The organism is uncultured Roseobacter sp., from assembly GCF_947492555.1.
Classification (GTDB): domain Bacteria; phylum Pseudomonadota; class Alphaproteobacteria; order Rhodobacterales; family Rhodobacteraceae; genus Roseobacter.
This window is the reverse complement of the sequence record NZ_CANLNE010000002.1, coordinates 882,822-907,400: the sequence shown is the minus strand read 5'-3', so window position 1 is coordinate 907,400 and position 24,579 is coordinate 882,822. Positions and strand designations below refer to the sequence as shown.

The window sequence follows — 24,579 nt, the reverse complement described above, 5'->3', positions numbered from 1 at the left end:
CTGTTGGCCTGCGGGATGTCATAGGTGCACAGATTTGTCCAGCAAGGGGGCCCTAGGTGGCGTTGATGGGCCAGCGGCTGGCGAGATCGTCGAGACCCGCACGCACGAGACGTTTCAAGACCTCCGTGTCCACATCCTCAAGCTTGTTGACATAGAGGCAGGATTTCCCCGTCTTGTGTTTGCCCAAATCCGCGAGGATTGCACTGAAATCCGCGTATCCTGGCATGATGTAGACCGACAACCTTGCCTTGCGCGGTGCAAAACCCGTGGCGAAAAACGTGCCCGACCGACCCGAGGCATAAGTGTAGTCATAAGTGCCATAACCCAGCATACCTCCCGACCAGAGCCGCGGTGCCCAGCCGGTCACTTCGCGAAAGAGGCTGTCGAGCACGCTGGCTTCCCCGTGCCGACGTTCGGGCGTTACCGCCGCCAGAAAAGTGGCCACCTCCACCGCCTCACTCATGATGCCTCCTCGCAAAAATATGATTGGCCGCAAACAGTTTTTCATGGGCACGTCGCATGTGCATACTACCTCAGAGAGCATCCAACAGGAAAGGAAAGTGATCATGTCCGATCAGATCAAAGTCTCCCGCCGTGCGGCCCTTGCAGGCGCCGCCGCCCTGCCACTCGCTGCTGCCGCCGGTGCCACGCGCGCCGCGGCACCCATGATGGGGACCGCCATGTCACCTTTTCATCGCATCAAGGTCGGTGGTTTTGACGTCACAACCCTGCTGGCCGGTACCCGCGCCGTCGAAGGCCCACACAACATATTCGGATTGAATGTCGATGCGGATACTTTTGCTGCTGTCTCCGCTGAAGCCAATCTGCCCACCGATGTATCGCAGTTCTTCTTCACGCCCACCGTGGTCAATACCGGGTCAGAGCTGGTGCTTTTCGACACCGGGCTTTCGGGGGCCGGCACAACGGCAGCGCTGGAGGCTGCGGGGTACACGGCGGACCAGATCGACGTGGTGGTCATCACGCACATGCACGGCGACCACATCGGCGGCATGACGCTGGAAGATGGCAGCCTGACCTATGGCAATGCGCGCTATGTGACGGGCCGTGCGGAGTTTGATGCCTGGGCTGCGCAAGACAATGACAATTTCAAGGCCAAGATCGCGCCTTTTGCCGAACAGTTCTCCTTCCTTGAGGACGGCGGTTCGGTCGCGTCCGGCCTGACCGCTATGGCAGCCTTTGGCCACACGCCGGGCCATATGACCTATATGGTCGAGGACGGTGGCACCCAACTGGTGCTTGGGGCGGATTTCGCCAATCACTATGTCTGGTCGCTAGCGCACCCGGATTGGGAAGTGAAGTTCGACATGGACAAGGCGGCAGCGGCGGCGACCCGGCGACGCATTCTCGATATGATGGCGGCGGACAAGACGGCCTTTGTCGGCTACCATATGCCCTGGCCTGGGATCGGCTATGTCGAGAAAGCCGGAGATGGCTTTGCCTATGTGCCGCACAGCTATCAGCTGATGTTGTGATGCGCTGCGGGGCGGTGGCCTGAAAGCCCACCTTACCTGCTTTCAGAGCCGCCCCACTTTTTCCAACTGTTCCCAGCCAAATCGAACGAATTCCGTGCGGAAGGAATGGCCGCCCTCGAACAGGCAGAACTTGAGCGTGTCACCGGCGAGGTTGTCTTCTTCGGAGCATTCCAGATCACCGTAGGTGGCCTGCGCCAGAGGTTCGAATTTGCCGTAGTCGCGATACATCTCCAGCGCCGCGCTGACCTCGCCTTGATGGGTCGGCCCGATAGGCCGCCCGTTCAGCGGCACGGTCCGGTCTGATGTGCCGTGGATATGGATGATACTGGCCACGGGTCCTGCGCAGGTTTCCGGCGGCTCCAGCCAGAAGGTGCCCGAGATCGGGATAAACCCGGCAAAGCGGTCACTCATGGAACAGGCGAGGTTCCAGACCATCATGCCGCCTGCACTGAACCCGCTGGCCACGATGCGGCTCTCGTCGATTGCAAAGCGATCTGTCGCATCCTCCAGCATCGCCGCAAAGTAATCGAACTCCTCAGCGCCATCAGTATCCATATGCCGCGGCGCGTTTGGAATGACCCAGTCGTCATCCTTTGATTTCACCGCAATCAGCGCAACACCCATCTCCGATGCCATACGCCGAAGCGATCCATTGCGCATCACCCCCTGTGCAGATCCGCGATAGCCGTGGGCAAACACCAGTGCCGGGACAGCTGTCGAGCCGTCGTATCCGTCTGGCATGGCAATACGGTAGTGACGGTCCCCAAGCGTACAGTCGGTATCTGGCCCACATGCGGCGGCAACTGTGCCGCTCGCAGCCAATAGAGCCCCGCTCACAAGAAATGCCCGCATCCTTACCTCCTCACAACATGGTCTGACGGGTACTCTGAGCGAGGCACCGGGCAGGCTCAAATCACAAGCATGAGATCACACTGGCACAGCAGCCCCAGCCAGCAGGTAAGGTGGGCTTTCAGGCCACCCCTTGCCTCACGATGGATCGCGCCAGCGGTTCACGATGGGATAGCGGCGATCCAGCCAGAAGGCGCCCTTGGTCAGCCGCGCGCCGGGCGCGGACTGGAAACGCTTGTATTCCGAAATATAGATCAGATGCTCGACCTTCTTGGCCACCTCCCGGTCAAATCCAGCCGCGACACAATCCTCGATGGAGCCCGCCTGATCCACCAAAATCTCCAACATCGCGTCCAGCTCCGGGTAGTCCGGCAGGCTGTCACTGTCCTTCTGATCTTCCCGCAACTCGGCTGAAGGCGGCTTGTCGATCACCCGCGCCGGGATCACCTCACCCCCTGGGCCTTTCATCCAGTCGCGATGGTTGGCGTTGCGCCAGCGACAGGTTTCAAAGACGCGCGTCTTATAGAGGTCCTTGATCGGATTGTACCCGCCCGCCATGTCGCCGTAGATCGTCGCATACCCGACGGCGACCTCGGACTTGTTGCCGGTGGTCAGCAGCATCTCACCAAACTTGTTCGACAGCGCCATCAGCAGCAGCCCGCGCAGCCGCGACTGGATGTTTTCCTCGGTCAGATCCGGCTCCAGCCCCTCAAAGAGCGGCGCCAACGTGTCGGTGATGGCGGCGCGCCCTTTAGAGATCGGCACGGTGTCGTAGCGACAGCCAAGCGCCGTTGCGACAGCTTTGGCATCGTCTAGAGATGCCTCCGACGTGTACTCCGACGGCAGCATCACACAGCGCACATTCTCTGCCCCCAGGGCATCCACGGCGATTGTCGCCACAATCGCACTGTCGATCCCGCCCGACAGCCCAAGCAGCACCTTGCCGAAGCCAGTCTTGGCGCAATAATCCCGCAGCGAGGTCACCATCACCCGATAGTCCTGCTCCCAGACGTCCGGATGCGCGGCCTTCTCGCCCTCGACGATGCGCCAGCCCTCCGCCCCACGTTCCAGATCGACGTGGGTGATCACCTCGTCGAGCACCGGCAGCTGCACCGCCAGCGCGCCGCCGGGGTTCAGCGCAAAGCTCGCCCCGTCGAACACCTGATCATCCTGCCCGCCCACCATGTTGAGGTAGATCAGCGGCAGCCCCGTCTCGACCACCCGCGCAACCATCAGGTTGAGCCGCGTCTCGAACTTGCCCCGGTAGTAGGGCGACCCATTCGGCACCAGCAGGAACTCTGCGCCTGTCTCCGCCAGCGTCTCGGCCACATCCTCGTGCCAGGCATCTTCGCAGATCGGGCTGCCAACACGCGAATTGCCGACCGAATAGGGCCCGCCCATCGGCCCCGCATCGAAAATCCGTACCTCATCGAACACGGTTTCATTCGGCAGATGGTGCTTGAGCACCTGGCTCGCGATCTTCCCGCCCTTAAGGATGAGATACGCGTTGTAGAGCTTGGTGCCCTCCACCCAGGGTGCGCCAATCGCCAGAGCCGGCCCGTCTGCGCAATCCTGCGCCAGTTGCGCGATCACATCCGCTACATCCAGCTGAAGGGCCCGGCGCATCACCAGGTCCTGCGCGTTGTAGCCAGTGATGAACATCTCGGGCAGGGCCACCAGATCGGCCCCGGCCTCGCGCCCCGCCGCCCAAGCCTTGCGCGCCAAGGTTGCATTGCCACGCAGATCGCCAACCGTTGGGTTGAGCTGCCCCAGTGTAATTCGAAATCTGTCCGACATAGGCCCAGCCCTTTTTGCCCGCTTTACAGTCATGTAGCAGATTGCGCAGGCGTGAAAAGCCTATCCCGAGCCAATGTCACAAAAGAAGATTGCCCCCAAAGCAGCCATTGCATAAGTTCCTGCAAAGGGCCGTTCGGGGGTTCGGCCTTGCGTCTTATCTCTACGGCAATCCCAAGGGGTCTCATGTCTCTTCGCAGTCTTGTCTTTTGCTTCGCTTTCCTGCCGATACCGTTGCTTGCCCAGGACGGGCAGGTGCTCACCAAGCAATACGATGACGGTGGTGTTTACGAGGGCACATTCCGCGGCGGCGTGCAGCACGGAACAGGCACCTATAAACTGCCGAACGGATACGAATACAGCGGGCAATGGGTCGACGGAGAGATCAAGGGCGAAGGCATCGCGCGCTTTCCCAATGGCTCCGTTTACGAGGGGCTTTTTGCCAAGGGTAAACCGGATGGGTTTGGCAAGATTATCTTTGCCGACGGCGGCACCTACGAAGGCGAATGGCAGGCGGGTGCGATCATGGGATCTGGCATTGCGCTTTACGCCAATGGCGTGCGCTACGAAGGCCAGTTCCGCAACGCCAAACACCACGGCAAGGGCACGATGCAGAGCCCCGGCGGATATGAATACAAGGGCGACTGGATTGATGGTGTGAAAGAGGGCATCGGCACCATCACCTATCCGGACGGCGCAGTCTACGAAGGCGAAATCCGGGCGGGCAAGCGGGCAGGTCAAGGCACGCTGACCATGCCGGACGGTCTGGTCTATGTCGGCCTCTGGCGGGACGGTCAGATCGATGGCACCGGCAAGCTCACCCAGGCCAATGGTGACGTCTATGAGGGTCAGTTGGTCGCCGGTCGCCGCGAAGGTGTCGGCAAGGTGCTCTACGCCAACGGTGACACCTACGAAGGCGAGTTCACCAACGACCTGCGGGACGGTCAGGGCACGTTCACCGCGCAGGACGGCTATACCTACACCGGATCCTGGGTCGCCGGTGAGATCGAAGGCCAGGGCCGCGTCACCTATCCCGACGGCTCCGTCTACGTGGGCAGCTTCTCGGACGGCCTGGCGGATGGCGAAGGGCTGATCACCTACCCCGATGGCTCCACCTACGAAGGCGACTGGAAAACCGGTGTGATCGACGGCATTGGCAAGGCGACCTATACCAATGGTGTCGTTTATGAGGGGGGTTTCAAGAACGCCCGCAACCACGGGCAGGGTGTGATGACCTATGCCGATGGCTACAAATATGATGGCAACTGGGTTGACGGTCAGCGCCAGGGCACCGGGACAGCAACATACCCTGACGGTACCATTTATGTCGGCGATTTCGAAGATGGCCAACGCCACGGTCAGGGCAAGATCACCATGCCCAGCGGCTTTATCTACGAAGGGGCCTGGATCGAGGGCGAGATCGAGGGTCAGGGTGTGGCCACCTACGCCAATGGCGATGTCTATGAAGGCATGTTCAAGGCTGGCAAGCGCCAGGGCACCGGCACCATGCGCTACGCCACAGGTGAAGAAGCCACAGGTGATTGGGAAAACGGCGCGCTGACCGACGGCTGAGGCTTTTCTCTCAGGTATCCCTAGCGGTCGCGTACCCCTCTATTGGCCGCGATGCGCAGAAAGCAGACTTTGCAGAGTGTCGGCGCGTAGCAGCTTCGAGACAATAATTCTCTAGCTCCTACTTATTGCAAATGGCCGTCATTTTATCATTTCCAAACTCAGCCACTTGCTAAATTTCTAAACACATTTTGCGCCGTTCGTTCATCAAACTCTGATGAGCATTCAGTATCCCGTAATGACCTGTCCGCTTCCAAGAGTACAACATGACTTCAAGTTCTCCGTTTTCATTCCGTGACCTTGTCAAGGCGACTGGCATACCCGTCGCATTTTTTGTTACTGCAATTGCCACTTGGTTCCTGTTGGCTGAGATGGAGTTGTTCGAACGGTTTTACGAATACAGTCGAGCTCATGAAGACTGGGATCTGGACGAGTTGGCATTGCTTATCGTGAACTTGACGATTGCCCTGTTGTTCTCAGTCTTTTTCCAGTGGCGCAGGTTGAAAAAACTCACAACTGAACGCGAGTTCCAACGCCAACGCGCAGAAAAAAATGCCAGCCATGATCCGTTGACCGGGCTATTAAACCGTCGGGCGTTTTCGTCCCTACTTGAAGAAATCGAAAATGAACATCGAGCGCCAGACGAACTGGTCGTCGCGATGGTCGATCTTGACAGGTTTAAACCTGTAAACGACTTGCACGGTCATGCGGCGGGGGACGTGACACTCCAAACAGTTGCCCAAAGACTCAAGAAAGAAGTCAATGGTGTTGGTAACCTCGCCAGGCTTGGAGGCGATGAGTTCGCAGTTGTCTTTGAGAGCGCAGTCGACGCGAAGAGCGCAGAACGTGCAGTTCGACGCATTCTGCACGCCATGGAAGAGGCTGTGGATTTTGAAGGCAGTCAGATTTTCATCAGCAGTAGCATCGGACTGGTAATGTGGAACACTGCAACGCCTTATGCCGAGGCAATGCGCCGAGCTGACAAGGCATTGTACATGGCAAAGAGCGAAGGCAGAGGTCAGTTTGCCTGGTATGATGCGGAGTTGGATAAACAGTCTCATGAGCGGGCAGAAATCGAAGCTGACCTTCGGGAGGCTATTCAGAGGTTAGAAATCGAACCTTGGTTTCAACCAATCATCCAAATTGAATCGAATAAACTCGTTGGATTCGAAGTTCTGGCACGATGGACCCACAAAACACGCGGTAACATCCCCCCCAATGTGTTCATTTCGATCGCAGAAGACAGCGGCCAGATCGGAAATCTTGGCATCAGCATATTACAGCAGGCCTGTATGTCAGCGAAGAAGTGGGATCCAAGTCTTCTGATTTCTTTCAATGTTTCTCCCTACCAATTCCATGACCCCAAACTTGTCGATCAGATCAAAGACATCGTGGAAAGCTGCAATTTTGATGCGAGGCGGCTGACAATAGAAGTCACCGAAAGCTCTGTTATCCATGATTTTGAGGTAGCGCGGGAAAAACTGAATGCGTTGAAGAAACTGGGTGTCTCGGTGGCGCTTGATGATTTTGGCACTGGATATTCCAGTCTGGCAAGTCTTCGGCAACTGCCTTTTGACAGGATCAAGATTGACCGGAGTTTTGTAACAAACATCGCGATGGAACCGCAAAACCAGAAAATTGTCACCGGTATTATGGCGCTGGCAAACGGGCTTGAGCTTGACGTGACCGCAGAGGGTATCGAATCGTGCGACGATCTTGGATATCTTCAGTCGCTCGATTGTTCACTGGGTCAAGGCTTCCTGTTCGAAAAGGCGATTCCCGCCGAGCAAGTTGGTTGGTTGTTGGAAACCAAATGGAGCGATCAGCAAGTCGATCCGCTAAGGGAGGATACCGAACCGCGCAAAGACATGCGTGACGCGGGCTAAGGCTCCTCGCGCTCTTCATCAAGAAGCGGACGGTGGGCTGACGCCTCCTTTGTTTCGACAGGTTACCTCAGAATGAAGTCATCGGTGTCTGCGACGAACTCCGTCGGCCACACTTGTAGCAGCCAATACGAACCTTTGGCTCGATCATGGCGAAAAGCAGAAGGGGCCCGCCTTGGGCTGAAACCCGCGAACGCGGCAATCGAACCCATAGCGGAGGGACTCGCGCACTACCTCACCTGTGCTCAGATCAAAGGGGTAAGACCGCCCTGTTAACCCCGGCAGCCACACGTCCGAACCGACGCAATACCGACAAAACACCGACGTCGCTTTTGCAATGAAACGCAGGCCTTACGCCTGATCCGGTCGATGACGGCCAAGACCGACCGCGCGTCACCTTCAGACCTTTTCGCCGGCCTCCAGCCGCCGCAGGAAATCACCCGCCTCCGCAATCACCGTCTCGCGCCGGTCCGCGTCCATCCGGTCCCACGTGCGATACATGTTGCCCATGCGCGCATTGTCCTTGAACCGCTCCCGATGCCGGTCGAGGAAATGCCAATAGAGCAGGTTGAACGGGCAGGCCCCTTCTCCGGTTTTCTGGCTCACTGAATAGGCGCAGCCTTTGCAGTAATCCGACATCCGGTTGATATAGGCACCACTCGACACGTAAGGCTTTGATGCGATGATCCCACCATCGGCGAACTGGCTCATACCAACGGTGTTGGGTGCCTCCACCCATTCGAAAGCGTCCATGTAGACGGCCAGATACCATGCGTGCACCTGATACGGGTCAATCCCGGCCAGCAATGAAAAATTCCCCGTGATCATAAGACGCTGAATGTGGTGCGCGTAGGCCTCCGCCCGGGTCTGCTCCACGGCTTTAGACAAACACCGCATCCGCGTCTCGCCGCCCCAGAAAAGCGCAGGCAGATCGCGATCATGTCCCAGCACATTGCGGTCCGGATAGTCGGGCCCCTCCAGAAAGTAGATGCCCCGCATGTACTCACGCCAACCGATGATCTGGCGAATGAACCCCTCGGCGGCATTGATGGGGACATCACCAGCATCATAGGCCTCCGCCACCTTTTCGCAGACCTCCAGCGGGTCCAGCAGACCAATGTTGATATAGGCAGAGATTACCGCGTGATAGAGAAACCGATTGTCAGCCAGCATCGCATCCTGATAGTCGCCGAACTTTGGCAGAGCGTTTGAAATGAAATGGCTCAGCGCCCGCCGCGCCTCTCCCTGTGTGGTCGCAAACCAGAAGGGGTGCAGATCGCCGAAGTGCGCTTCAAAGCGCGCCTCCACCAGTGCCAGGACCTCCTCGACCACCTCATCCGGTGTGAACTGCATGGGTCCCCCAAAGGCCACATCGTCCGGCGCGGGTTTGCGGTTTTCGTGATCAAAGTTCCACTTGCCGCCAACCGGTTTGTCCCCGTCCATCAATAACCCGGTCTTGCGTCGCATTTCGCGGTAAAAATACTCCATGCGCAGCTGCTTGCGCCCTTCGGCCCAGTGTTCGAACTCCTGATGTGAGGCGATAAACCGATCGTCCTGCAGAATGTGGGTCTTGATAGGCGCATGTTTGAGTTTTTCGATCAGGCGCCACTCACCGGGCTCGGTCACAAGCACTTCTGCCGCCCCAGTCTCCTCAGCGCGCCGCAGCAACTCGCCAACGATGGAGCCCGCGTTCTGACTGTCGTCCAACTGGCTGTAACGCACGTCCCAGCCCTCTTCCCCGAGGGTCGCTGCGAACTTGCGCATGGCAGCAAAGATCAGCGCGATCTTCTTGGGATGGTGCTGGACGTAATCGGTCTCCTCGGCGACCTCGGCCATAACGACCACGTCACGTGAACGATCTGCCTGTTGCAGCGCACTGAGGCCAGCGGTCAACTGATCCCCCAGCACCAAAACGAGACGGCTCACCATGGTACCGCCTCTCCTGCCCAATCGAAAAATTGACCGCTCTGCGCAGGTGTCAACGTATCCATCACACCCAGCAGGTTCTCCGCGGCAGCCTCCGGTGGCACAGAAGGATGCCGCCCCAAATACTTCTCGGTAAAGGGCGTAGCCACGGTGCCGGGATGCAGTGAGACACAAATGGCGTGGCTGTGCGTGCGCGCCAGTTCGATGGCCGTTGTGTGCACGATCTGGTTTACCGCTGCCTTGGCGCTGCGGTAGCTCACCCAGCCGCCGATGCGGTTGTCACCGATGGACCCGACCCGTGCGGACAGCACGGCAAAGACCGATTTTTTATCGCGGGGCAGTAAATCCGCCGCGTGCCGCAACACCAACGCAGGCCCCAGCGCATTTACAGCGAACTGATCCATCATCGCCTTTCCGGTGACCGCCTTGATGGTTTTTTCCGGCGCGGCACCATCGATTTCCAATGCGCCGGTGGCAACAATCACCATATCGAACGGGCCGGTAAGTTGCTCCAAATGGTGGTTCACGACGCGCTCATCCGTGATGTCAAAGCCGTCCACCGAGCGCGACAGGCCTGCCACATCATGGCCGCGCGCCGTGCAGGCTGTGGCAAGCGCCTGTCCAATTCCGCCGGAGGCGCCAATAATCAATACTCTCTTCATCGTCGGCGACCTAGTCGGGTAGATCGGCACTTCAACCCCGTTCAGCGCCCACAGTGCACTTGGGAGGATAAGCGACTTCTCAAAAAACCACCTTCCCATTTACGTCTGGCTGCGTATAACTACCGGCAATGGCACCTGCTGCTCATATCATTTGCCCGCGCACTTCCTTGCGCCCTGCCGCCGCTCTGCTGCTGCTAAGCCGCCTCTGAGCGTGCCCTTCGGCGCGCCCGCTCAGAGGGATGTGTCGCGCGCCAGGGAACATAGCAGAAAATCGAAAGAACCAGACATGAAAGATAAAGCCAAACAGGACCGCGTCCTGATTTTCGACACCACATTGCGTGACGGCGAACAAAGCCCGGGCGCGACGATGACCCACGCCGAGAAGCTCGAGATCGCCGGACTGCTGGATGAGATGGGTGTTGATATCATCGAAGCCGGCTTTCCGATCGCCTCCGAAGGCGATTTCGCCGCTGTCTCCGAGATTGCCAAACTGGCCCGGACCTCTGTGATCTGCGGGCTGGCGCGCGCGCAGTTCGGCGACATTGATCGGTGTTGGGAGGCGGTGAAACACGCCAAGGCGCCGCGCATTCACACGTTTATCGGCACCTCACCCCTGCACCGCGCGATCCCAAACCTCGACATGGACCAGATGGCCGAACGGATTGAACAGACGGTTAGCCACGCGCGTAATCTTTGCGACAATGTACAATGGTCCCCGATGGATGCGACACGGACGGAAGAGGATTACCTCTGCCGTGTCGTCGAAATTGCCATCAAGGCCGGGGCGACCACGATCAACATCCCCGATACCGTTGGTTACACCGCGCCGCGCGAGTCCGCCGAATTGATCAATATGCTGCTCAATCGGGTGCCGGGCGCCGATGAGATTACCTTTGCCACCCATTGCCACAACGATCTTGGCATGGCGACGGCGAACTCCTTGGCCGCGGTTGAGGCCGGTGCCCGCCAAATCGAATGCACGATCAATGGGTTGGGCGAACGCGCGGGCAACACCGCACTCGAAGAGGTGGTAATGGCGCTGAAGGTGCGCAACGATATCATGCCGTTCCAGACCGGCATCGACAGCACCAAGATCATGAACATCTCGCGCCGGGTCGCCGCTGTCTCGGGCTTCCCGGTGCAGTTCAACAAGGCCATCGTGGGCAAAAACGCCTTTGCCCATGAAAGCGGCATTCACCAGGACGGCATGCTCAAGAACGCGGAGACCTTTGAGATCATGCGCCCCGAGGATGTTGGGCTGTCCGAGACCAACCTCGTTATGGGCAAGCACTCCGGCCGCGCCGCATTGCGGTCGAAGCTCGAGGATCTGGGGTTCGAGTTGGGGGATAACCAGCTCAAGGATGTCTTTGTGCGGTTCAAGGAACTGGCCGACCGCAAGAAGGAAATCTACGATGACGATCTGATTGCGCTGATGCGCACGTCGTCTGACCCGGAGAACGACCGGATCAGGCTGGTGTCGCTCCGGGTGGTGTGCGGGACCGATGGCCCGCAGCAAGCCGATCTGGTCATGCAAGTCGATGGCGAAGAAAAGTCCACGACACAAACCGGCGACGGACCTGTTGACGCCTCCTTCAACGCGATCAGGGCGCTGGTCCCGCATACCGCGCGGCTGCAGCTTTACCAAGTGCACGCGGTGACCGAAGGCACGGACGCGCAGGCCACGGTCTCTGTCCGGATGGAAGAAGACGGGCGTATCGTGACAGGACAATCCGCTAATACGGATACGGTTGTTGCCTCGGCGCTGGCCTACATCCACGCCCTGAACCGGCTGCTTGTCCGCCGCGAGAAAGGCGGCAAGGACAAGCGCGAGATCAGCTACAAAGACGTCGGCTGATCAGGAAGATACGAGGACGCCTGCGCGACCAGCGAGGCAGGCGTCTTCAAATATTCGACAAACAGACACGCCCAGGCGAACTTGCGGCGGTGTTCGGGGAAATCAGGCGTATTTGCTCGAATGGTGTTTTGCGAGGCACACTCCGCACGTAAAAGCAACATGCCGCCTGCATCATCGTTAACGCCCCTTTCACCCTTTAGCGCCTATGCCTATAAAGGGTTAAAAGCCCGCCTCCCTGGAGTCGCGGGCCAAGAGAAATTCGGGCAAGGTATCAACGCATGTTTGACAAAATCCGCGGGCTGTTTTCATCGGACATGGCCATCGATCTGGGAACCGCCAATACATTGGTCTATGTGAAGGGGCGCGGCGTGATCCTGTCGGAACCTTCCGTCGTCGCCTATCATGTCAAGGACGGCGTGAAAAAGGTGCTGGCCGTGGGCGAAGACGCCAAACTGATGCTGGGCCGCACACCCGGCAGTATAGAGGCCATCCGCCCGATGCGCGAAGGCGTGATCGCGGATTTCGATACCGCCGAGGAAATGATCAAGCACTTTATTCGCAAGGTGCATAAACGTTCGACCTTCTCTAAACCCAAGATCATCGTCTGTGTGCCGCATGGTGCCACGCCGGTCGAGAAACGCGCGATCCGCCAGTCGGTGCTGAGCGCGGGCGCGCGGCGCGCTGGTCTGATTGCGGAGCCGATTGCGGCAGCCATCGGGGCGGGTATGCCGATCACCGATCCGACCGGCAACATGGTCGTGGACATTGGCGGCGGCACAACCGAAGTGGCCGTGCTCAGCCTGGGTGACATCGTCTATGCGCGCTCCGTGCGGGTCGGTGGCGACCGGATGGACGAGGCGATCATCAGCTACTTGCGCCGACAGCAGAACCTTCTGGTCGGGGAAACCACAGCGGAACGGGTCAAGACGTCCATTGGCACGGCGCGCATGCCCGATGATGGCCGCGGGACATCCATGCAGATTCGTGGGCGCGACCTGCTCAATGGCGTCCCCAAGGAGATCGAGGTCACACAGGCCCAGATTGCCGAGGCGCTGGCGGAACCCGTACAGCAGATTTGCGAAGCGGTGATGACCGCGCTGGAAACCACGCCGCCCGATCTGGCGGCGGATATTGTGGATCGCGGCGTCATGCTGACTGGTGGTGGCGCGCTTCTGGGCGATCTGGATCTGGCCCTGCGCGAACAGACAGGGCTGGCGGTATCCATTGCGGATGAATCCCTCAACTGCGTGGCCCTTGGAACCGGTAAGGCCTTGGAATACGAGAAACAATTGCGTCACGCCATCGACTATGACAGCTAAACCCATCGCAAGATAAATCCCGATCAGCGGCAGGTTTGCCCTGCCAGCTTGAGGGGCAGGAGACGGCCAGAATATGGCGAAAGAGCGATCCAGCAGCAGCGAATACACCGGCCCGGTCCGCCGGTTACTGCTCAGTGTGATTGTTCTTTGCCTGCTTGCGATCTTTCTGGTTTGGCGCATCGACAGCCCGCGGGTGGAGCGGTTTCGTGCACAGGTAACGGACACATTCGTGCCGCGCCTTGATTGGGCCATGGCTCCGGTCACCGGCGCGATCAACCTGTTGAAAGACTTTCAGAGCTATCAGCGACTGGCGGACCAAAACCGCGAATTGCGATCGGAGTTGCGCCGCATGCAGGCGTGGAAGGAGGCGGCCCTGCAACTGGAGCAGGAAAACGCCCGGCTGCTGGATCTCAACAACGTACGCCTCGATCCGCGTCTGACCTATATCACCGGCGTTGTTCTCGCCGACAGCGGCTCCCCGTTCCGCCAATCCGTGCTGCTGAATGTCGGCGCGCGGGACGGCGTTGTGGACGGGTGGGCCACGATGGACGGCATCGGCGTCGTTGGGCGGATTTCCGGTGTTGGCGAAAACACCGCCCGCGTGATCCTGTTGACCGATGCGTCCAGCCGTATCCCCGCAGTGATCCAGCCATCGGGTCAAAGGGTCATCGTCTCTGGTGACAACTCCGCAGCACCCCCAATCGAGTTTCTCGAAGATAGCGATCTGGTCCGCCCCGGCCACCGGGTGATCAGTTCCGGCGATGGCGGCGTCTTTCCGGCCGGTCTGCTGATCGGGCAAGTCGCTTTGGACCCGACCGGTAAATTGCGGGTCCGGCTTGCGGCTGACTATCAGCGCCTCGAATTCCTGCGTGTCTTGCGTCATCATGGAACCGACCCTGTTTCGGACACGGCACAGATCATCGGACCTCAGTTGCCCGCCCAGCCCGTCGTTGCGCAAGAGGAGGTCAGCCAGTGAGCGAGCTTCCACAGGCCCGGCTCTGGAGCATGCGGATCGCTTTTGCGTTTCTGGTCTGTGTGATCCTGTTTTTCCACCTGCTGCCTCTGGAAACCACGCCCCGCCGGTGGGTTGGACCGGATCTGTTGCTTGGGTTTGCCTGCGCGTGGTCTCTGCGGCGACCGGAATTCGTGCCCACCCTTGCGCTGGCCGGACTTTTCTTGCTGGCAGATTTGTTGCTGCAGCGGCCCCCCGGGCTCTGGGCGCTTCTGGCGCTGTTGGGATGCGAAAGCCTGAAACAGCGTGCGCGCAGTCTGCGGGACACCGGATTTCCCGGCGAGTGGCTCGCTGTTTGTGCTGTCATCATCATGATCACTGTCGCCTATCGCGCGGGATTGATGATCACCCTCGTCGATTTGCCCCCCTTTGGCTTGACGGTCTTCGAGGCCATCATGACAATACTGTTCTATCCGCTTGTCGTTGCCATCACCCACGGCTTCATGGGGGTGCGTAAGGCTACGCCGGGCGATGTAGATGGATCCGGAGGCCGCATATGACCTGCCCTGACGTCCCAGCGGGAGAGCGAGCATGAAAAAGACCCGCGCCGAAACAGATTTCAGCCATCGCCGGATCTCGCGGCGTGCTGCTCTCTTGGGCGGTGCGCAGCTGTTGTTCATCGGCGGCCTGGCCGCACGCATGCGGTTTTTGCAGGTGGATCAGGCGGATCAGTTCCGGCTGCTGGCAGAAGAGAACCGCATCAACGTCCGGCTCATCCCACCGTCGCGCGGCGAGGTCTTTGACCGCAACGGCACGCGACTCGCCCAAAACGCGCCGTCGTATCGGATCGTGATCGTGCGCGAAGATGCGGGCGACACGGACGAGGTTCTGCATCGTCTGTCCCAGATCATTCCACTGGCGCCCGAGGATATCGAGCGCACGAAGGACGAATTGAAACGCTCGCCGTCCTTTCTCCCCGTCACCATCGCCGAGGATGTGCGGTGGGAAGACATCAGCCGCGTCTCGGTCAACGCACCGGCTCTGCCCGGTGTCACACCGGAAGTGGGCCTGAGCCGTGTCTATCCGCAAGGATCTGATTTCGCGCATGTTTTGGGGTACGTCGGCCCGGTCTCGGACTACGACCTGGAAAAAATCGCCGACCCCGAGCCGGTGCTGCGCATCCCGCGGTTTCAGATCGGCAAAGTGGGGGTCGAGACCAAGCTGGAGCCCGTGCTGCGCGGCAAGGCCGGCGCCAAACGTGTCGAGGTCAACGCCGCCGGACGGGTCATGCGCGAGCTGGACCGGCGCGAAGGAACGCCCGGATCCGATATCCAACTGACAATCGACGCCAAATTACAAGGCTACGTGCAGGCGCGGCTCGATCAGGAAAGCGCCAGCGCCGTGGTCATCGACTGTGAACACGGGGATGTCTTGGCCTGTGCGTCCGCCCCCACCTTCGATCCCAACCTCTTTGTGCGCGGTATTTCGGTCAAGGATTACAGCTCGCTGACGGGAAACAAGTATCGTCCGCTCGCCAGCAAGACGGTGCAAGGCCTCTACCCGCCCGGATCGACGTTCAAAATGGTCACCGCCATGGCCGCGCTGGAAGCGGGGCTGATCGGCCCGGATGAGACGGTCTATTGCCCCGGCCATCTGACCGTCTCCGGGCGTCGCTTTCACTGCTGGAAGCGCGCGGGCCACGGGTGGGTCGATCTGCAGACCTCGCTCAAACGGTCCTGCGACGTCTACTACTATGATCTGGCGATCAAGGTCGGCATCGAGAAGATTTCCGACATGGCACGGCGCTTTGGCCTCGGCATCAAGCATGACGTCCCGATGTCCGCCGTGGCCCAGGGGCTTGCGCCCAACATGGAATGGAAACAGCAAACCTACGGGCAGAGCTGGCGCGTCGGTGACACGGTCAACGTTTCCATCGGTCAGGGCTTCATGCTCGCCTCGCCGATGCAGCTGGCCGTCATGTCCGCCCGCATCGCGACCGGGCGCGCGGTCGAACCGCGTCTGATCAAATCTGTTGACGGGGTCGAACAACCCTCGCGCGGCGGCGAAAGCCTTGGGATGAACGAAAACAACCTGCGCAAAATGCGGCGGGCGATGAATGCGGTGGTCAATGACCGGCGCGGGACGGCCTATGGATCGCGCATCATCGAGGATGCGATGCGCATGGCCGGCAAGACCGGCACAAGCCAGGTCCGTAACATCACCGCCGCAGAACGGCGTGCAGGCGTCATTCGCAACGAGGATCTGCCGTGGGAGCGGCGGGATCACGCGCTTTTTGTGAATTTCGCGCCGATTGAAGCGCCGAAATATGCCGTGGCCGTCGTGGTCGAACATGGCGGTGGCGGGTCCAAGGCCGCAGCCCCCATTGCGCGCGATATCACCCTGCAGGCGCTCTATGGTGGGCAGCCCCCGCTTGAGGCCTATCCCGCCAAAGACCGCGAGCGCATCGAAGAACAGCAGGAAAAGCTGCGCGGCATGGAACCACAGGCCTCCTTTGTCGGGCGGGATCAGGCATGAGCTACCTCGAATATGCTGTCAAAAGCGCACCTACAGGGTTTCGCAAGATTTTCCACCTGAACTGGCCGGTGGCACTTTTGCTCGCATCCGTTTCCGGCGCAGGCTTCCTGATGCTTTATTCTGTCGCGGGCGGGTCGTTCAGCCCCTGGGCCGAGCCGCAGATGAAGCGCTTTGCCATGGGCTTTGCGCTGATGATCGGCGTGGCCATGGTGCCCATCTGGTTCTGGCGATCGCTTGCGGGCGTGGGCTATCTGCTCACGGTCGCCCTGCTCGTCGCGGTGGAGCTGTTCGGCACCGTCGGCATGGGCGCGCAGCGGTGGATTGATCTCGGCTTCATGCGGCTGCAACCCTCGGAACTGATGAAAATCACGTTAGTGATGTTCCTTGCGGCCTACTATGACTGGTTGCCCGCTAAACGCACGTCCCACCCGTTCTGGGTGCTAATCCCGGTGATTGCGATCATCATCCCCACGCTGCTGGTTCTGCGGCAACCTGATCTCGGCACGTCAATCCTCCTGCTGGCGGCGGGCGGCGGTTTGATGTTTCTGGCGGGCGTACACTGGGCGTATTTTGCCGCGGTTCTGGCCAGCGTCATCGGTCTGGTGACAACCGTTTTCCAATCCCGCGGCACCGAATGGCAGCTGATCAAGGACTATCAGTTCCGGCGGATCGACACTTTCCTTGATCCCAGTACGGACCCGCTGGGCGCGGGTTACCACATCACCCAGTCAAAGATTGCCCTTGGCTCTGGCGGCTGGACCGGGCGGGGTTTCATGCAGGGCACCCAAAGCCGACTGAATTTTCTGCCGGAAAAACACACCGATTTCATCTTCACGACCCTGGCGGAGGAATTCGGGTTTCTGGGCGGCATATCGCTTCTGGGGCTCTATGCGCTGATCATCGTTTTCTGCATCTGGTCCGCCCTGACCAACAAGGATCGCTTTTCCTCGCTGCTCATTCTCGGGATCGCGCTCAACTTCTTCCTGTTCTTCGCGGTGAACATGTCGATGGTCATGGGGCTGGCACCGGTCGTCGGCGTGCCCCTGCCGATGGTCAGCTACGGCGGGTCCGCCATGCTGGTGCTGATGCTTGCCTTTGGCCTGATGCAAAGCGCCCATGTGCACCGGTTGAGATAGCCGACCTGATATGACCGTGAATGTCCTTTTTGCCGCCCATGCGGATCGCTGGGCCACCTACGAGGCGCCTCTCAACACCGCTTTTGAAGCGAAGGGGATAGCTGCTCACCTCTCCTGCGATTTTGCCTCGGCGGACGTAGACTATATTGTCTACGCGCCGAATTCACCCTTGCAGGATTTTACACCCTACACCCGTGCCAAGGCCGTTCTGAACCTCTGGGCCGGTGTCGAGGGTGTGGTAAAGAACCCGACCCTGAAGATCCCGCTCGCGCGTATGGTCGATCCGGGCATGACCAAATCCATGACCGAATGGGTGGCCGGGCATGTGATGCGCTACCATCTCGGAATGGACCGGCACATCGTGAACCCGGATCAGGCGTGGGCGCCTCATACCCCACCGCTGGCCTCTGAAAGGCAAGTGTGCATTCTGGGGATGGGCGCGTTAGGCAGCGCGGTCGCAGCCACGCTGACCGGCCTGGGCTTTCACGTCAATGGCTGGAGCCGCAACGCTAAGGACGTGCCCGGTGTTTCCATGCACCACGGCACAGATGGGCTGAGCACTGCGCTGAAAACGGCCGAGATTCTCATCCTGCTGCTGCCCGACACACCGGCAACGCAAAACACGCTGGATGCGCAGGCCCTTGCGCAATTGCCCAAGGGTGCCTTTGTCATAAATCCCGGACGGGGCCCATTGATTGACGATGACGCGCTTTTGGAGGCTCTGGATCAAGGGCGTGTGGCAGGCGCGACGCTGGACGTCTTCCGTGTCGAACCACTGTCACAAGAGCATCCGTTCTGGGCCCATCCAAAGGTCACCGTGACGCCACATGTGGCGGCAGAGACGCGGCCCGTGACCGCAGCCGAAGTGATTGCCGAGAACATTCGCCGGGGTGAAGCGGGCGAACCCTTTCTGCACCTGGTTGATCGCAGCAGCGGCTACTGATTTACACCGCCGCCAGACCACGTCCTTTCAACAAGGCCTCCACGCCGGGCAGTCGTCCACGGAATGCCGTGTAAAGTTCAGCCGCATCCTGGCTGCCGCCCTTTGAAAGAATATGCTCTTCCAGCGCCGCAGCCCGGTCGGGATCAAATGCGCCCCCCGCTTCCTCAAAGGCCTGAAAGGCGTCGGCATCCATCACTTCCGACCACATGTAGCTGTAGTATCCGCTCGAATAGCCATCCCCGGCAAAGACATGGGCGAAATGCGGCGTGGCGTGACGCATGGTGATTGCCGCCGGCATGCCCAACGCCTCAAGCACGTCGCGTTGGCGCGCCATTGGGTCAGACGGCGCAGCCCCTTCGTGGAAATCAAGATCGACAAGGGCGGAGGCGACATATTCGACGGTCTGGAAGCCCATGTCATAGGTTGCGGCCTCCAGCACCTTGTCCAACAGCTCTTGCGGCATGGGCGCGCCGGTATCCGCGTGTGTGGCGAATTCCCCCAGAACCTGCGGCACGTCCAGCCAGTGTTCATAGAGCTGGCTGGGCAGTTCGACAAAGTCCCGCGCCACCGACGTTCCCGAGATGCTCTCATAGGTCACATCGGACAGCATCTGGTGCAAGGCATGGCCAAACTCGTGAAACAGGGTGCGCGCGTCGTCGTAAGACAAGAGCGCCGGATCACCCTTGGCAAAGTTGCAGACGTTGATCACGACCGGCGCCTGCACCTTGGGAAACTTTGCCTGCCCGCGCATTGCGGAACACCACGCGCCGGACCGCTTTGAGCCCCGCGCGAAATAGTCACCGATGAACACCGCCACATGCTGGCCGTCGCGGGTCACCTCCCAGGCACGGCAATCGGGATGATAGAGCGGGATATCTAGCGGTTTGAAGGCGAGCCCAAAGAGCCGCGTGGCACAGGCAAAAGACGCCTCGATCATGCGCTCCAGTTGGAAGTAAGGCTTGAGCGCCGCCTCATCCAGATCGTGCTCGGCCACCCGTCGTTTTTCGGAATAATAGCGCCAGTCCCAGGGCGCCAGCGGGCCATTCACACCGTCTTCCTGCATCATGCGGGTCAGCACGTCGGCATCTGCTTCTGCCTGCGCCCGCGCCGGTGTCCATACTGCCATCAACAGATCGCGCACCGCCTCCGGCGTCTTGGCCATTTCTGTTTCGAGCTTGTAGGACGCAAAGCTTTCGTACCCGAGCAGACGGGCACGTTCCTCGCGCAGGCCAAGGATTTCGGCGGCAATGGCCCGGTTGTCCGTCTCGCCGCCATTGGCACCGCGTGCCGTCCAGGCGTTGAAGGCGATCTCACGCAGATCGCGCCGTGGAGAGAATTGCAGAAACGGCACGATGAGCGAACGCGACAAGGTGACAACCGGCCCGCCCGCATCTTTTTCCTCACCTGCTGCCCGCGCGGCGCGGATCACAAAATCCGGCAGGCCTTCAAGATCAGCATCGGCCAGTGGCATGAACCAGTCCCGCTCATCCGCAAGAAGGTTTTGTGTAAATTCCGTGCCCAGCACGGCGAGGCGGCTTTTGATCTCTTTCATGCGGTCTTCTTCATCGCCTTCCAGCGCCGCACCAGCCCGTACGAAATTGCGGTGCGTCAGCATCAGGACCCGTTCCTGCTCTGCCGTCAGATCCGCCTCTGCCCGCGCCTCCCAGACCGCTGCCACACGCGCGAAAAGCGCCTTGTTGCCCGAAATCTCCGCGAAATGCGCGGCGAGCTTGGGCGAGAAGTCGCGCTGCAACGCCTCGCGTTCCGGATTGCTGTCCGCGCCCGCCACCGCAAAAAATACGCCCAGGACCTGATGCAGCGCATGCCCTGCCGCCTCCAGCGCCTCAATCGTATTGGCGAAATCCGGCGCGTCGTCGGAGCCAGCAATCGCGTCGATTTCGGCACGATGTTCCGCCAGAGCCGTCGTCAGCGCCGGGGCAAAATCATCGTCTGAAATCCGGTCGAACGGCGCAATCTGAAACGGCGTGGTCCAATCCTGCAGCAGGGGGTTTGTCATTGCGGCTCTCCTTTGTCCTTGAAGCTAGGTTTGCGGGCAGGGATGCACAAGCCGCGCCCTCGCAATCGGCGCGGATTCTGCCGATCATCCCTCCGCAGCGTTCCCACAGATCGGACAGTCAGCGCGGCGCGCAATCGAGATTGTGCGGCTTTCCCCGTAAAGCCCATCATAGATCACCATCTGCCCCCGCAGGACGGTGCCCGCCCCGGTGATCAGTTTGATGGCCTCAGAAGCCATCATCGCCCCAATCACGCCGGGCAAGGGGCTCAGCACGCCTGCCTCGGCACAGGAGGGCGCAAGTTCCGGTGCGGGCGCCTGCGGGAAAATACACTGGTAGCAGGGCGCGTGCTGCGCGGGGTCAAAGACGCTCAACTGCCCTTCCCATTGGCTCAGCGCTCCGGAAATCAGCGGTAATTTCTGGGCCACCGCCACCCGATTGGCCAGGTATCTGGTGTCGAAGTTGTCGGTGCCGTCCAGTACCAGATCGTAGTCGGCAAAGAGATCAGCCGCGATCTCTTCGGTCAGACGGCGGTGGTAGGGGCGCACGATCACATGCGGGTTCTGTGCGGTCATCTCCGCCTGCGCGGAAAACACCTTGGGCGTCCCAATGGCCGCATCCTTGTGAATGACCTGCCTTTGAAGATTTGCGTTCTCCACCGCGTCATCGTCGATCACGCCGATGGTGCCGACGCCTGCTGCCGCCAGATACTGCAGAGCCGGGGCACCAAGACCGCCCGCGCCGATCACCAGCACCTTCGCCTCTTTCAGCCGCTTCTGACCGGGCCCGCCAATTTCACGGAGCACGATATGCCGGGCGTAGCGGTTCAGTTCCGCCTCGCTAAATCCCGGTTTTGGGGCTGCCTCCATATCGGGTGCCTGCGTGATCTCTGCCCGGCGGCGCAGCGCCAGCAGGATACGGCGATACGCGAAAACCAGAACAGCAAAGCCGCCTAGGATGAGCCAGAGAGCAGCGCTTTCTCCCGTCGCCATGCGCAACGGACTGCCGTCCGGCAAGGTCAGATGAATGATCAGGACACCGACGTAAAGTGCCCCGATCATCGTCAGCCGGGTCGTACGTGGGGCGCCCATCGCGCCGCCGATCCCCCAGAGCGCTGCCGCCATTGCGAGAACCAGCAGCATCAGTGCCCCCCTGTCGACCCAAAGCCACCCGCGCCCCGCGCGGTTTCGCTGAACGTCTCACTGCGGGCAAAACGCACCTGCACAACCGGGGCCACCACAAGCTGGGCGATGCGCATGCCGTGCGTGACCAAAAAAGGCTGTTCTCCCGCGTTCAGAACGATGATGCCCACCGGGCCGCGGTAGTCGCTGTCAATGGTGCCCGGGCTGTTGACCAGCATCAGCCCGTGTTTCAGCGCAAGCCCGGATCGCGGGCGCACCTGCACCTCGAAACCGGGCGGGATTTCCATGGACAGCCCCGTTGGGATCAGAACGCGGGCACCGGGTGTGATTTCGATCTCCCCCTCTGGCAGGTTCGCCCGAATGTCCGCGCCCGCGGCACCTGTCGTTTCATATGACGGCAGGGGCACGGTGGTGTCCGCGCCTTCGCCATAGGTCACTTTCACCTGAACCATATCAACAGCTTCCGTCACGAACTCAGCCCAACGCCGCCGCAATGCGCTCTGCCAGACGGCGCGCGACGTCAGATTTACTCAAGGTGGGCCAGCTCTCCGTGCCACTGTCATCGATGATCACAACGGTATTCTCCGCCCCCCCCATCACGCCGCTGGCCTCAGAGACGTCATTGGCCACGATCCAGTCGCAGCCCTTGCGCGCTCGTTTGGCTGTCGCATTCTCCACCACGTCATCTGTCTCGGCGGCAAAGCCGATGACCAATCCGGGACGCCCTTTCTTCATCTGGGCCACCTGCCGCAGAATGTCCGGGTTCTCTGCAAACTCAAGGCGCGGCAAGCCGTCCTTGCTTTTCTTCAGCTTGCGGGTGCTGGCCCCATCCACCCGCCAATCCGCCACGGCGGCCGCAAAAACTGCCGCATCCGCAGGCAGAGCGGCTTCCACGGCGGCCTGCATTTCCCTTGCCGTCTGCACACGGATGACCTCCACGCCGCCCGGTGGCTGCACATCCGCCGGTCCGGTCACGAAAACCACCTCAGCGCCCTGCGCCGCAAGCGCGCGGGCAATCGCCGTCCCCTGTGCGCCGGAGGAGCGGTTGGCGATATAGCGCACCGGGTCAATCGGCTCATGCGTCGGGCCGGATGTCACGATCAGCCTCTTGCCCGACAGCGGGCCATTCGCGACACGTGCCTCTATCGCCGCCACGATCTCCAGCGGCTCTGCCATACGTCCGGGGCCAAACTCACCACAGGCCATGTCGCCGTCATTGGGCCCGACAACGGACACACCGTCCTGCAACAGGGTCGTCAGGTTACGCTGGGTGGCAGGATGCTGCCACATGCGTACGTTCATCGCAGGCGCCACAAGCACCGGCGTGTCGGTGGCCAGTAGCACCGTGCTAGCCAGATCATTTGCCAGGCCACCGGCCATCTTGGCCATGAGGTCAGCGGTTGCCGGAGCCACGACCACCAGATCAGCAACCCGGCTGAGCTGGATATGCCCCATCTCCGCTTCGTCCGTCAGATCGAAGAGATCGCGGTAAACCTTCTGCCCCGCCAGCGCAGAAACAGAGAGTGGCGTGACAAATTCTTCCCCCGCCTTGGTCAGCACGGGGGTGACTGACGCCCCTCGCTCACGCAGCCTGCGGATCAGGTCCAGCGATTTGAAAGCCGCTATGCCGCCGCCAATGATCAGAAGAATGTGTTTTCCGGCCAGCATGATGCGCCCTTTCCGGGTGGAATTCTTTCCGACCATATGCCGCGTATGACGCGACCGCCAGCCCCTGCAGATCAGTTAAAGGCATCGCAGGGGTCGCCCCGATCCACGCCCGGGCCATCCGCCGTTGCGTCGAATTGACCTGGCGGGACCGAACCCTCCTCACCCTGGGCCAGAGAAAACACCGCAAGATCGGGTGCGGCATGACGCAGGTAGACCGGCGCCCCCCAATCCGCGCGTGCATGCCCGTTGCCGGTGATGACGACGACAGGTCCGCCCGCGCGCTCATAAGCCCCGAGTGCGGCCCGCGCCAGCGCCGCATCCCGCACCCGCTGCACAGACACCATCATTGGCAATAGGTTCTCGGGCAACGCATCGCAATGCGCCTCTGCCTGCAGGGTTTCCCGACGCACCTGCTGATCCGCCTCAAGCGGTCGATCAAGTCCAAACCGTGCCGCGTCCGCTGCGCCGAACACCTGCGTCACCTCCTGCTGCATCAGGCCACGCACCTGATCGCGTGGAACCCCCGCACCGTAAATCGCAGCCTCAGGCGCGGCACCAAAGATCGGAAAATACATCGCGAAGTCAGGCCAGCCGCTCTCCTCCCATTGCAACGCACGGTTCAGGGTGTCTTCAGAGGTGCGATTGTCATCGGTGACCAAAGCCGCCTGCGCGGGCGTGAGCATTTCGAAAACCAACGCTTTGGGGGCAAGCGCTCCGACCCACGCGGCCTGCAACGCATGATGGGCCGGGTTGTCATGCTGTTCCCCGATGAACACAACGTCGGCGACCTCTGCTGCCGGGGGTGGTACCACGTCTGCATACGCGAAAGGAGCGGCCA

The 24,579-nt window shown here is 60.5% G+C and carries 20 protein-coding genes; 10 read left to right on the top strand and 10 right to left on the bottom strand.

Annotation, left to right across the window (positions count from 1 at the left end; translation table 11 throughout):
• Positions 1-52 precede the first annotated feature (52 nt).
• Positions 53-463 carry a DUF1801 domain-containing protein gene (locus Q1A07_RS11415; protein WP_299780776.1) on the bottom strand — a complete coding sequence of 137 codons (411 nt, stop codon included), beginning with the start codon at positions 461-463 and terminating at the stop codon, positions 53-55.
• A 103-nt stretch (positions 464-566) separates the two neighbouring features.
• Between Q1A07_RS11415 and Q1A07_RS11410 the strand changes: the two genes are divergently transcribed.
• Positions 567-1,493, top strand: a complete 927-nt coding sequence (locus Q1A07_RS11410) for an MBL fold metallo-hydrolase (RefSeq protein ID WP_299780774.1) — start codon at positions 567-569, stop codon at positions 1,491-1,493.
• A 42-nt stretch (positions 1,494-1,535) separates the two neighbouring features.
• Here Q1A07_RS11410 and Q1A07_RS11405 read toward each other — a convergent pair whose 3' ends face one another.
• Together Q1A07_RS11405 and Q1A07_RS11400 are read right to left on the bottom strand one after the other, a co-directional pair.
• Positions 1,536-2,345 (bottom strand): prolyl oligopeptidase family serine peptidase, encoded by an 810-nt coding sequence (locus Q1A07_RS11405; RefSeq protein WP_299780772.1) that lies wholly within the window; start codon positions 2,343-2,345, stop codon positions 1,536-1,538.
• Between the two features lie 135 nt (positions 2,346-2,480).
• Complete coding sequence (locus Q1A07_RS11400) at positions 2,481-4,139, bottom strand: NAD+ synthase (RefSeq protein WP_299780770.1); 1,659 nt, start codon at positions 4,137-4,139, stop codon at positions 2,481-2,483.
• A gap of 183 nt (positions 4,140-4,322) precedes the next feature.
• On the opposite strand from Q1A07_RS11400, the gene Q1A07_RS11395 reads away from it, so the two are divergent.
• Positions 4,323-5,708: a 2-isopropylmalate synthase gene (locus tag Q1A07_RS11395; RefSeq protein WP_299780768.1), complete on the top strand. Its 1,386-nt coding sequence runs from the start codon at positions 4,323-4,325 to the stop codon at positions 5,706-5,708.
• 263 nt (positions 5,709-5,971) lie between these two features.
• The gene (locus tag Q1A07_RS11390; RefSeq protein ID WP_299780766.1) at positions 5,972-7,591 is read left to right on the top strand and encodes an EAL domain-containing protein; all 1,620 of its coding nucleotides are present in this window, start codon (positions 5,972-5,974) and stop codon (positions 7,589-7,591) included.
• Between the two features lie 396 nt (positions 7,592-7,987).
• Here the strand turns inward: Q1A07_RS11390 and Q1A07_RS11385 are convergent, their stop codons facing one another.
• Both Q1A07_RS11385 and Q1A07_RS11380 read right to left on the bottom strand, forming a co-directional pair.
• Complete coding sequence (locus Q1A07_RS11385) at positions 7,988-9,517, bottom strand: cryptochrome/photolyase family protein (protein ID WP_299780764.1); 1,530 nt, start codon at positions 9,515-9,517, stop codon at positions 7,988-7,990.
• On the bottom strand, positions 9,511-10,176 hold the full coding sequence (locus Q1A07_RS11380; protein WP_299780762.1) for an SDR family NAD(P)-dependent oxidoreductase: 666 nt from the start codon (positions 10,174-10,176) through the stop codon (positions 9,511-9,513). Before Q1A07_RS11380 ends, Q1A07_RS11385 begins: the two co-directional genes overlap by 7 nt.
• A 286-nt stretch (positions 10,177-10,462) precedes the next feature.
• Between Q1A07_RS11380 and Q1A07_RS11375 the strand changes: the two genes are divergently transcribed.
• From Q1A07_RS11375 to Q1A07_RS11345, 7 genes are all read left to right on the top strand, one after another.
• A complete protein-coding gene (locus tag Q1A07_RS11375) occupies positions 10,463-12,031 on the top strand; it encodes a 2-isopropylmalate synthase (RefSeq protein WP_299780760.1) in 1,569 nt (522 codons plus the stop codon).
• A gap of 278 nt (positions 12,032-12,309) precedes the next feature.
• Positions 12,310-13,350: a rod shape-determining protein gene (locus tag Q1A07_RS11370; protein ID WP_195819615.1), complete on the top strand. Its 1,041-nt coding sequence runs from the start codon at positions 12,310-12,312 to the stop codon at positions 13,348-13,350.
• Positions 13,351-13,423: 73 nt separating this feature from the next.
• Complete coding sequence (mreC, locus tag Q1A07_RS11365) at positions 13,424-14,326, top strand: rod shape-determining protein MreC (protein ID WP_299780758.1); 903 nt, start codon at positions 13,424-13,426, stop codon at positions 14,324-14,326.
• Positions 14,323-14,862 carry a rod shape-determining protein MreD gene (locus Q1A07_RS11360; RefSeq protein ID WP_299780756.1) on the top strand — a complete coding sequence of 180 codons (540 nt, stop codon included), beginning with the start codon at positions 14,323-14,325 and terminating at the stop codon, positions 14,860-14,862. The genes mreC and Q1A07_RS11360 overlap by 4 nt, the downstream gene beginning before the upstream one ends.
• A 31-nt stretch (positions 14,863-14,893) precedes the next feature.
• Entirely contained in the window at positions 14,894-16,837 is a 1,944-nt protein-coding gene (mrdA, locus tag Q1A07_RS11355; RefSeq protein ID WP_195819613.1) for a penicillin-binding protein 2, read from the top strand.
• Positions 16,834-17,973, top strand: a complete 1,140-nt coding sequence (rodA, locus tag Q1A07_RS11350) for a rod shape-determining protein RodA (RefSeq protein ID WP_299780751.1) — start codon at positions 16,834-16,836, stop codon at positions 17,971-17,973. The genes mrdA and rodA overlap by 4 nt, the downstream gene beginning before the upstream one ends.
• A gap of 10 nt (positions 17,974-17,983) precedes the next feature.
• Positions 17,984-18,916: a glyoxylate/hydroxypyruvate reductase A gene (locus tag Q1A07_RS11345; protein ID WP_299780749.1), complete on the top strand. Its 933-nt coding sequence runs from the start codon at positions 17,984-17,986 to the stop codon at positions 18,914-18,916.
• A gap of 1 nt (position 18,917) precedes the next feature.
• Here the strand turns inward: Q1A07_RS11345 and Q1A07_RS11340 are convergent, their stop codons facing one another.
• The 5 genes from Q1A07_RS11340 to Q1A07_RS11320 all read right to left on the bottom strand — a co-directional run bounded on the left by Q1A07_RS11340 (position 18,918) and on the right by Q1A07_RS11320 (position 24,553).
• Positions 18,918-20,933 carry a M3 family metallopeptidase gene (locus Q1A07_RS11340; RefSeq protein ID WP_299780747.1) on the bottom strand — a complete coding sequence of 672 codons (2,016 nt, stop codon included), beginning with the start codon at positions 20,931-20,933 and terminating at the stop codon, positions 18,918-18,920.
• Positions 20,934-21,017: 84 nt separating this feature from the next.
• A complete protein-coding gene (gene moeB, locus Q1A07_RS11335; RefSeq protein WP_299780745.1) occupies positions 21,018-22,073 on the bottom strand; it encodes a molybdopterin-synthase adenylyltransferase MoeB in 1,056 nt (351 codons plus the stop codon).
• The gene (gene dut / locus Q1A07_RS11330) at positions 22,073-22,525 is read right to left on the bottom strand and encodes a dUTP diphosphatase (RefSeq protein ID WP_299781975.1); all 453 of its coding nucleotides are present in this window, start codon (positions 22,523-22,525) and stop codon (positions 22,073-22,075) included. Before dut ends, moeB begins: the two co-directional genes overlap by 1 nt.
• Positions 22,526-22,547: 22 nt before the next feature.
• Entirely contained in the window at positions 22,548-23,741 is a 1,194-nt protein-coding gene (coaBC, locus tag Q1A07_RS11325) for a bifunctional phosphopantothenoylcysteine decarboxylase/phosphopantothenate--cysteine ligase CoaBC (RefSeq protein WP_299781973.1), read from the bottom strand.
• A 71-nt stretch (positions 23,742-23,812) separates the two neighbouring features.
• Positions 23,813-24,553, bottom strand: coding sequence for a ChaN family lipoprotein (locus tag Q1A07_RS11320; RefSeq protein WP_299780743.1), 741 nt, complete (start codon positions 24,551-24,553; stop codon positions 23,813-23,815).
• Between the last annotated feature and the right edge of the window lie 26 nt (positions 24,554-24,579).